The organism is Pseudoalteromonas sp. AS71 (assembly GCF_038900275.1).
Classification (GTDB): domain Bacteria; phylum Pseudomonadota; class Gammaproteobacteria; order Enterobacterales; family Alteromonadaceae; genus Pseudoalteromonas.
In genome coordinates this window covers 138870-148501 of record NZ_JBBMQZ010000008.1, presented here as the reverse complement: position 1 = coordinate 148501, position 9632 = coordinate 138870, and the positions used below count along the sequence as shown (strand labels likewise).

The following is a 9632-nucleotide window of genomic DNA, read 5'->3' as shown; positions in this document are numbered from 1 at the left end:
TTTCGTTAACTAAGCTTTTGTTGTGCCATGGTTTGTATTTTATCAACCATAGCTTTAATACCATTACCACGTGATGCGCTTAAGTGGCTTATAAGGCCGAGTTTTTCAAATTCTTCATACGCATTTTTATTCACTACTTGCTCTGGTGTGAGGCCATTGTAAAGCGCTAAAATAATGGCTAATAATCCTTTTACTATACGTGTATCCGAGTCACCAATTATAACAAGTGTATTTTCTGTTAAATCAAATTCAACAAACATCCATACTTTGCTTTCACAGCCAGGTACAAGTGCATCATCGGTTTTCAAAACATCAGCTAAAACAGGTAAAGTTTTTCCTAAAAGCATTATCTCACGATATTTTTGCTGCCAAGCGGGTGCATTTTTTATAGATTCAGTGACTTTGTTAAACGTATTTGTCATGAGTTATCCTAATTAATTCTATTAAAGTGACGTTTAGTCCAGTAAAGCGATACACTTTTTGAGTGAATCAATGAATATATCTACATCTTCATAGGTATTATAAAAACAAAAACTCGCTCTTAGCGTTCCATTAAGCCCTAAATGTGTCATTAATGGCTGTGTACAATGGTGTCCACTCCTCACTGCAACCCCGTACCCGTCAAGTAAAGTTGCCAAATCATAAGGATGTTCATCATTTAAATTGAAACAGAGTGTACCAATATTGTCATATAGGTTGCTATATATTGTAATACCATCGATCTTTACCAATTCTTGAGCTGCATAGCTAAACAATTTTTGCTCATACTGCTGAATTTTTGCGTGATCTAACTCATTTAAATAGTCTAATGCGGCACCAAAGCCTAAAACTCCAGAGATATTTGGTGTTCCAGTTTCAAATTTTGCAGGCGCAGGACGATAAGTACTGTAAGTTAAGTACACTTTATCGATCATTTCCCCACCTGATTGGTAAATATCAAGGGTATTTAATTGCTTATATCGACCATAAAGCACACCTAATCCTGTTGGGCCGAGCATTTTATGGCTGGAGCAGACATAAAAGTCACAGTCTAATTCACGTAAATCGGGTTTTAAATGCAGTGCACCTTGTGCTCCATCGACTAATACAAGAGAATTGACGTCTTTTGCAGCTCTAATTAGTGGTTTTAAATCGGTAATATTACCCAGTGTGTTAGATGCTTGTGTAATAGCTAATAGGGCAGGCTTAGTTTTTTTTATATATTCACAGCATTCTTTGGTGTTCAGCGTGCCATTTTTATTAAGTGGAAGTGCTATTAATTTAGCACCCGTTTGTTGACTTACTATTTGCCAAGGCACTATGTTTGCATGATGCTCAAGCGGAGATATCATTATGGTATGACTTTCATTGAAGCGTTTTTTTAATCCGTTAGCGACCAAATTAATGGCTTCTGTAGCGCCTTTAGTCCATACAATCTCTTTACTATACACATTAAAATACTGTGCAGTTTTATCCCGTACTTGTTCGTATGAATAAGTGGCTTGCTCGCTAAGTGTATGGCGTCCACGGTGTACATTAGCGTTTTGAAACGTATAGAATTCAGTAATTGTATCTATAACTGATTGAGGCTTTTGTGAAGTTGCTGCTGAGTCTAAATAAACAAGCGGGCAGCCGTTTATTGTTTGATTTAATGTTGGGAAGTCGTTTCTAATTTTATTTATATCAAACTTTAAATCAAGCATGGCTCATCTACATAGTGTTTTAAGGCAGGAATTGTAATCGGTTTATGATAATTCTCAAGTGTTGTTAATAAAAAAGGCCGCAAAATGCGGCCTTTTTAAACTAATCAGCGTAATTAACGCTTGTCAGTTGATACGTAGTCACGTTGAGTGTAACCAGTATAAAGTTGACGAGGACGGCTGATCTTATGACCAGGCTGAGATAGCATCTCATCCCAGTGAGTGATCCAACCAACAGTACGTGCCATTGCAAAGATTACAGTGAACATGCTTGTTGGAATACCAATCGCTTTTAAGATAATACCAGAGTAGAAATCTACATTAGGGTATAGTTTTTTCTCTACAAAGTACGGGTCTTCAAGCGCTATTTGCTCAAGCTTCATAGCAATATCAAGAAGTGGATCTTGGATATTCAGCTCAGCTAAAACTTCGTGACACGTTTGACGCATTACTGTAGCGCGTGGGTCAAAGTTTTTGTAAACACGGTGTCCAAAGCCCATAAGGCGGAACGGGTCAGCTTTATCTTTAGCTTTAGCTACGTATTCATCAATACGGTCAACAGAGCCAATCTCTTCTAACATGTTTAGACATGCTTCATTAGCGCCGCCGTGAGCAGGTCCCCATAAAGATGCAATACCAGCTGCAATACATGCATACGGGTTAGCACCAGATGAACCAGCAAGACGAACTGTTGAAGTTGATGCATTTTGTTCATGATCTGCATGAAGCATAAAGATTTTATCCATTGCTTTTGCAGTTACAGGATTAACTTTATATTCTTCAGCAGGTACAGAGAACATCATGTGTAAGAAGTTTTCTGCGTAGCTTAAATCGTTACGTGGGTATACAAACGGTTGGCCGATATTTGTTTTGTAAGCCATTGCCGCGATTGTTGGTAACTTAGCGACAAGCTTAACTGCGCTTGTTTTACGTTGTTCAGCATCAGTAATATCAAGGTCTTCATGATAGAAAGATGATAATGCACCCACTACACCACAAAGCATTGCCATTGGGTGAGCGTCGAAGCGGAAACCTTGGAAAAAGTTAGCAATCTTCTCATCAAGCATAGTGCTTGTAGTGATTTCATTCTTAAAAACTTCATATTGTTCTTTAGAAGGTAACTCACCATTTAAAAGTAAGTAACAAAGTTCAATGTAATTTGAGTCTTCAGCTAATTGCTCAATTGGGTAACCACGGTGAAGTAGTACACCTTTACCACCATCAATATAGGTGATTGCAGATTCACAAGAACCAGTCGACATGAAACCTGGGTCATAAGTAAAGTGACCGTGTGAACCTAACGTACGTACGTCGATTACATCTTGGCCAGCAGTGCCTTGATAAATTGGAAGTTCGATTGGATCTAGTCCATCAATTTGGACTGTGGCTTTTTTATCTGCCATCGTTATGTATCTCCTATTAAGATATCTATTCTGATTTTTAGATTTTAAAGTTCTGAAATCTGTTTTAAGCACATCTTTTCATTTTAACGTGAAAGAGGGGGTTAAAGTCAATTTTTATAAACATTATGCATATATGTATAATAAATATTCGGTATTAATTAAATATAATACTATTGGCTAATTCGCAAACATCTCTAAATAAACAAGAATTGTAAAAAGCCCTGTGGGTATATATACTAACGGTGGTTTTAAACCGTATTGTATTTGGGTAAACATATTCTTAACAGCTTAAAATTTACAGGTTTGTGAACTTTAATTGTTTTGGTACGTTTATTTTGATAGTTCCATCAGTAATATTTGGTGGGTTTTTAGAAAAACAAGTAGATGAGCTCCACTGTGAGCAAGATGGGCAAGTAACTGTGAAAAAGCAAAGACCTGTAAATCTAGATCTAACAACTATATCTATGCCGGCAACGGCTAAAGCTTCAATTTTTCACCGCGTCACCGGTGTTGCATTATTTTTTGCTTTAACGTTTGTCATTTGGGCTTGGTCTGAGTCTCTCTCTTCAGCTGAAAGTTTTGAATTCGTCAAGGGTCTGTTTAACGGATTCATTGCCAAATTTATAGCTTGGGGCACTGTTTCTGTATTAGGTTATCACCTTATTGGTGGTATCCGTCATATGATTATGGATATGGGACATTGGGAAGAACTTGAATCAGGTAACCTCAGCGCTAAAGTTTCAATGGCTCTTGGTGTTGTGTTTGCCGTATTGGCAGGGGTGTGGATATGGTTTTAAATCAAGCAACTCTAAAACGTGATGGTGTACAAGATTTCGTATCTTTACGTACCACGGCATTAATAATCAGCGCTTACGCGATTTTTATTATCGGCTATTTTTTAGCGACGCCAGAAGTCACTTTCGAAGCCTGGACAGGCCTCTTCTCTAACCTAGCAATGAAAGGGTTTACGTTAATTACCCTTGTTTGCATTATGGTTCATACCCGCATTGGCCTTTGGCAAGTTCTTACAGACTATGTTAAGTGCGCAAAGCTTCGTGCAGTTTTAGGTTTTGTATTAAACCTAATGGCCGTTGCTTACGTAGCTATTGGTCTAATCGTATTATGGGGTGTTTAAGTGAAATATTCTGTTCGTGAATTTGACGCCGTAGTAATTGGTGCAGGTGGTGCAGGTATGCGCGCTGCTTTAGCAATTACAGAATCTGGCAAAACGTGTGCATTAATATCTAAAGTATTTCCAACGCGCTCACACACTGTATCTGCTCAAGGCGGTATTACGGTTGCGCTTGGTAATTCACACGAAGATAACTGGGAATGGCATATGTACGATACCGTTAAAGGTTCCGATTTCATCGGTGACCAAGACGCTATTGAATACATGTGTCAAACTGGCCCAGAAGCTATTACTGAATTAGAAAACATGGGTTTACCATTTTCTCGTTTTGAAAATGGCCGTGTTTACCAACGTCCTTTCGGTGGTCAATCGAAAAACTTTGGTGGTGAACAAGCCGCACGTACTGCAGCAGCTGCTGACCGTACGGGCCATGCTTTATTACATCTTCTTTATCAACAAAACGTTAAAAACAAAACAAATGTATTCTCAGAATGGTATGCACTTGATTTAGTTAAAAACGATAATGGTGATGTAGTAGGGTGTACTGCAATTGAGATTGAGACAGGTGAAGTTACCTTCTTCAAATCTAAAGCTGTTGTATTAGCTACTGGTGGTGCAGGTCGTATATTCGCATCAACCACTAATGCTCACATTAACACTGGTGACGGTGTTGGTATGGCAACACGTGCTGGTATTTCTATGCAAGACATGGAAATGTGGCAGTTCCACCCAACGGGTATTGCAGGTGCTGGTACGCTAGTAACTGAAGGTTGTCGTGGTGAAGGCGGTTATCTTTTAAATAAAGATGGCGAGCGCTTCATGGAACGTTACGCTCCAAACGCAAAAGACTTAGCGTCTCGCGACGTTGTTGCACGTTCAATGATGACTGAAATCCGTGAAGGTCGTGGCTGTGATGGTCCTTGGGGTCCACATCTTAAGTTAAAACTTGACCACTTAGGTGAAGAAACACTTAACTTACGTCTTCCTGGCGTATGTGACCTTGCTAAAACATTTGCTCACGTTGACCCTGCAAAAGAGCCAATTCCAGTAATTCCAACTTGTCATTATATGATGGGTGGTGTTCCTACTAATGTAAATGGACAAGCGCTACAAATCGATGCTCAAGGCAACGAAACAGTAGTTCAAGGTTTATTTGCAGTAGGTGAGATTGCCTGTGTATCTGTACATGGTGCCAACCGCTTAGGTGGTAACTCATTACTAGATTTAGTTGTGTTTGGTCGTGCTGCGGGTAACTTCTTAGGTAAGTACCTAAATGACGTTGAAATATCTAAAGCTGCTTCAGAATCAGATTTAGAAGCGTCTCTTGCACGTTACAATCGTTGGGAAAATTCAACGGCTGGCCAAGGTGAAGATCCAGTTCAAATCAAAAAAGACCTACAACAATGTATGCAGCTTAACTTCTCGGTATTCCGTGAAGGTGACTCAATGGCTGCAGGTCTTCAAGAACTTAAAGAAATTCGCGAACGTCTGCAACATGCTCGTCTTGATGATAAATCATCAGACTTCAACACGCAGCGTATCGAATGTCTTGAACTAGACAACTTAATGGAAACAGCTTACTCAACTGCAGTAGCTGCAAACTTCCGTACAGAAAGCCGTGGTGCACATTCTCGCTTTGACTTCCCAGATCGTGATGACGAAAACTGGTTATGTCACTCAGTATTCAATCCTGTAACGGATGAAATGAGTAAGCGTGACGTGAACTATGCGCCTAAAACGCGTGAAGCTTTCCCACCTAAAGCACGTGTTTACTAGGAGATAGACGATGGCACAAGTACAATTTTCAGTTTATCGTTATAATCCAGATGTTGACAACGCTCCTCGTATGCAAGAATACACCTTGCAAACAGAGGAAGGTCACGACATGATGGTGTTGGATGCACTTATTCTTCTAAAAGAACAAGATCCTACATTATCTTTCCGTCGTTCATGCCGTGAAGGTGTGTGTGGATCTGATGGTGTTAACATGAATGGTAAAAATGGTTTAGCATGTATTACTCCTTTATCTACGCTACAAAAAAATGGCAAAGGTAAAATAGTAGTACGTCCACTACCAGGTTTACCTGTGGTTCGTGACCTTGTTATTGACATGAGTCAGTTCTACACTCAGTACGAAAAAGTTAAACCTTATTTAATTAATGATCAGCCTGCAGCAGGCGAACGTCTTCAAACTATTGAAGAACGTGATAAATTAGACGGGTTATATGAGTGTATTTTGTGTGCATGTTGTTCAACATCGTGTCCTTCGTTCTGGTGGAATCCAGACAAGTTCATTGGTCCAGCAGGCCTTCTTCATGCTTACCGTTTCTTGGCTGATAGCCGAGATACAGCAACTGAAGAACGTTTAGCGGATTTAGACGATGCGTTCAGTGTGTTCCGTTGTCACAGTATCATGAACTGTGTTAGCGTTTGTCCTAAGGGTCTTAATCCGACCAAAGCAATTGGACAAATCAAATCTATGTTACTAAACCGAGCGGTTTGATAGCTTAGTAAAGGTAAGATGGCTAATATTAAAATTATATTAGCCATCTTGTTATAATAACTATTAATTTCTGCGCTAAAAAAAAGGGCTTATAAATGCACGAAGGTGTGATGAAGGCATGGCTAGAATCTTCACATTTAAACGGCGGCAACGTTGCTTATGTAGAAGAGCTTTATGAAGCGTATTTAGACGATGCGACTTCTGTGCCAGACGAATGGCGAGAAGTGTTTGAACAATTACCTAAAGTTGATGGTGTGGATGTTGAAGTAAAACATTCAGAGGTTCGAGCACAGTTTGCACAGCTTGCTAAAAACAAGCATAGAGAAGTAGTGGTAGCAGAGGGTAGTGGCGGTGACCTTAAACAGGTTAAAGTTCTACAACTTATTAATGCTTTCCGTTTTCGAGGACACCAAAATGCAAACCTAGATCCATTAGGCATTTGGCAGCGAGAACGTGTACGAGATTTAGAGCTAGAGTACCACGACTTATCTTCAAGTGATTTTGACCGCGAGTTTAACGTAGGATCGTTTGCCGTTGGGCGCGATACTATGCCTTTAGGTGAATTATACCAAGCTCTGAAAACTACTTATTGTGGTTCTGTTGGCGCTGAGTATATGCACATCACATCAACAGAGGAAAAACGTTGGTTACAACAACGTCTAGAATCTGTCCAGTCTAGACCTAAATTCTCAAAAGATGAAAAGCTTCGTATCCTTAAAGGGCTTACAGCAGCTGATGGTCTTGAAAAATATTTAGGCTCAAAGTTTCCAGGTGCTAAACGTTTTTCACTTGAAGGTGGTGATGCGTTAGTTCCAATGCTTAAAGAGCTTATTCACCGTGCTGGTGAAAGCGGCCAACAAGAAGCTGTTATTGGTATGGCTCACCGCGGTCGTTTAAATGTTCTTGTGAACGTACTTGGTAAAAACCCATCAGAGCTATTTGATGAATTTGCTGGTATTCATAAAGAAACATTAAGTTCTGGTGATGTTAAGTATCATATGGGTTACTCGTCTGATTTTGCTACCAAAGGTGGCAATGTACATATGGCGCTTGCTTTTAACCCATCACATCTTGAAATTGTTAATCCAGTAGTTATGGGCTCTGTGCGTGCTCGTCTTGATCGCTTAGGTGACAGCTCTGGTATTAAAGCATTACCAATTACGATCCATGGTGACTCTGCGATTGCTGGTCAAGGTGTTGTACAAGAAACGTTTAATATGTCACAAACTAACGCGTTTAGTTGTGGTGGTAGCATTCGTATTGTTGTTAACAACCAAGTAGGTTTCACAACCTCGAAGCAAGATGACGTTCGTTCAACGCCATACTGTACTGACATTGCTAAAATGGTTCAGTCTCCTATCTTCCATGTTAATTCAGATGATCCTGAAGCAGTTGCATTTGTTACTCAAATTGCACTTGATTTTAGAAATCAGTTTAAGCGTGATGTAGTAATCGATTTAGTTTGTTATCGTCGCCATGGTCACAATGAAGCTGATGAGCCTAATGCAACTCAGCCTGTTATGTACCAAAAAATCAAAAAACATCCAGTGCCGCGTTTAATCTATGCAGATCAACTTATTGCTGAAGGTTCTTTCTCTGAACAAGAAATTAAAGCGCTCGCTGATGAATATCGTGATGCATTAGATGAAGGTAACTGTGTTGTTTCTGAAATACAGCCAGAGACTTCACATTCTTCTGATTGGGCAAAGTATGTTGGTCATGAATGGGACGTTGAGTATGATGCTAGCGTACCTTTAGAAGAGCTTAAGGCTCTTGGTGAGAAGATAGCTTCTTATCCAGAGCAGTATAAAGCACAGTCACGCGTTAAAAAGATCTATGACGACCGTAAACTAATGGCTTCTGGAGAGAAACCACTTGATTGGGGTATGGCTGAAACGCTTGCTTATGCAACAATTGCAACTGAAGGTACTGATATTCGTTTAACGGGTCAGGATTCAGGACGTGGTACTTTTTTCCACCGTCATGCGGTAGTTCATAGCCAATCAGACGGTGCTACTTATACGCCACTTCAACACTTGAGTGAAGACCAAGGTACTTTTCAAATATTTGACTCTGTTCTTTCTGAAGAAGCTGTTGTTGCCTTTGAATATGGTTATGCAACTGCGGAGCCAACTTCACTACTACTTTGGGAAGCTCAATTTGGTGATTTTGCCAATGGCGCTCAAGTAGTATTTGACCAATTTTTAAGTTCTGGTGAGCAAAAATGGGGCCGTCTATGTGGTCTTACAATATTGTTACCTCATGGTTACGAAGGTCAAGGTCCAGAGCATAGTTCAGCACGCCTAGAGCGTTTCTTGCAACTATGTGCTGATCACAATATGCAAGTATGTGTTCCTTCAACGCCAGCGCAAGTTTACGCTATGCTTCGTCGTCAATCAGTTCGACCACTTCGTCGTCCATTGATTGTTATGACGCCTAAGTCACTACTTCGTCACCCGCTTGCTACTTCATCACTTAAAGAGCTTTCACACGGTGTTTTCCATAATATGATTGACGAAATCGATGATATTAAGCCAGAGAAAGTAGAGCGTGTTGTATTTTGTAGCGGTAAAGTTTACTACGAGCTATTACAAGAACGTCGTAAGCTTGAGCAAGATAATATTGCAATTGTACGTGTTGAACAGTTATACCCGTTCCCACACGATGAAATGCAAACAATTATAGAGCGTTACCAACACGTAACTGATTTTGTTTGGTGTCAAGAAGAGCCACAAAACCAAGGTGCATGGTACTGTTCACAACATCACTTTATTGATGCAATCCCACAAGGTGCTAAATTAAAATATGCAGGTCGTAAAGCCTCTGCATCGCCAGCGTGTGGTTACATGTCAGTACATACTAAAGAACAACAAGCGCTCGTAGCCGACGCGCTTACTATAGAAAATAAAGGATAA

General features: G+C 40.0%; 8 protein-coding genes. 5 read left to right on the top strand and 3 right to left on the bottom strand.

Going from position 1 to position 9632, the window contains the following annotated elements; translation table 11 throughout:
- Positions 1 to 5 precede the first annotated feature (5 nt).
- The 3 genes from WNY98_RS08230 to WNY98_RS08220 form a co-directional block, all read right to left on the bottom strand.
- On the bottom strand, positions 6 to 422 hold the full coding sequence (locus WNY98_RS08230; protein ID WP_342877612.1) for a SufE family protein: 417 nt from the start codon (positions 420 to 422) through the stop codon (positions 6 to 8).
- A gap of 33 nt (positions 423 to 455) precedes the next feature.
- On the bottom strand, positions 456 to 1682 hold the full coding sequence (locus WNY98_RS08225; RefSeq protein WP_342877611.1) for a SufS family cysteine desulfurase: 1227 nt from the start codon (positions 1680 to 1682) through the stop codon (positions 456 to 458).
- 113 nt (positions 1683 to 1795) lie between these two features.
- Entirely contained in the window at positions 1796 to 3082 is a 1287-nt protein-coding gene (locus WNY98_RS08220; RefSeq protein ID WP_007586875.1) for a citrate synthase, read from the bottom strand.
- A gap of 419 nt (positions 3083 to 3501) precedes the next feature.
- On the opposite strand from WNY98_RS08220, the gene sdhC reads away from it, so the two are divergent.
- From sdhC to sucA, 5 genes are all read left to right on the top strand, one after another.
- A complete protein-coding gene (gene sdhC, locus WNY98_RS08215) occupies positions 3502 to 3879 on the top strand; it encodes a succinate dehydrogenase, cytochrome b556 subunit (RefSeq protein WP_076914908.1) in 378 nt (125 codons plus the stop codon).
- Positions 3870 to 4217, top strand: coding sequence for a succinate dehydrogenase, hydrophobic membrane anchor protein (sdhD, locus tag WNY98_RS08210; RefSeq protein ID WP_007586873.1), 348 nt, complete (start codon positions 3870 to 3872; stop codon positions 4215 to 4217). Before sdhC ends, sdhD begins: the two co-directional genes overlap by 10 nt.
- Positions 4218 to 5990 carry a succinate dehydrogenase flavoprotein subunit gene (gene sdhA / locus WNY98_RS08205; RefSeq protein WP_024594659.1) on the top strand — a complete coding sequence of 591 codons (1773 nt, stop codon included), beginning with the start codon at positions 4218 to 4220 and terminating at the stop codon, positions 5988 to 5990.
- Between the two features lie 10 nt (positions 5991 to 6000).
- A complete protein-coding gene (locus WNY98_RS08200) occupies positions 6001 to 6717 on the top strand; it encodes a succinate dehydrogenase iron-sulfur subunit (RefSeq protein WP_007375751.1) in 717 nt (238 codons plus the stop codon).
- 95 nt (positions 6718 to 6812) lie between these two features.
- Entirely contained in the window at positions 6813 to 9632 is a 2820-nt protein-coding gene (gene sucA, locus WNY98_RS08195; protein WP_342877610.1) for a 2-oxoglutarate dehydrogenase E1 component, read from the top strand.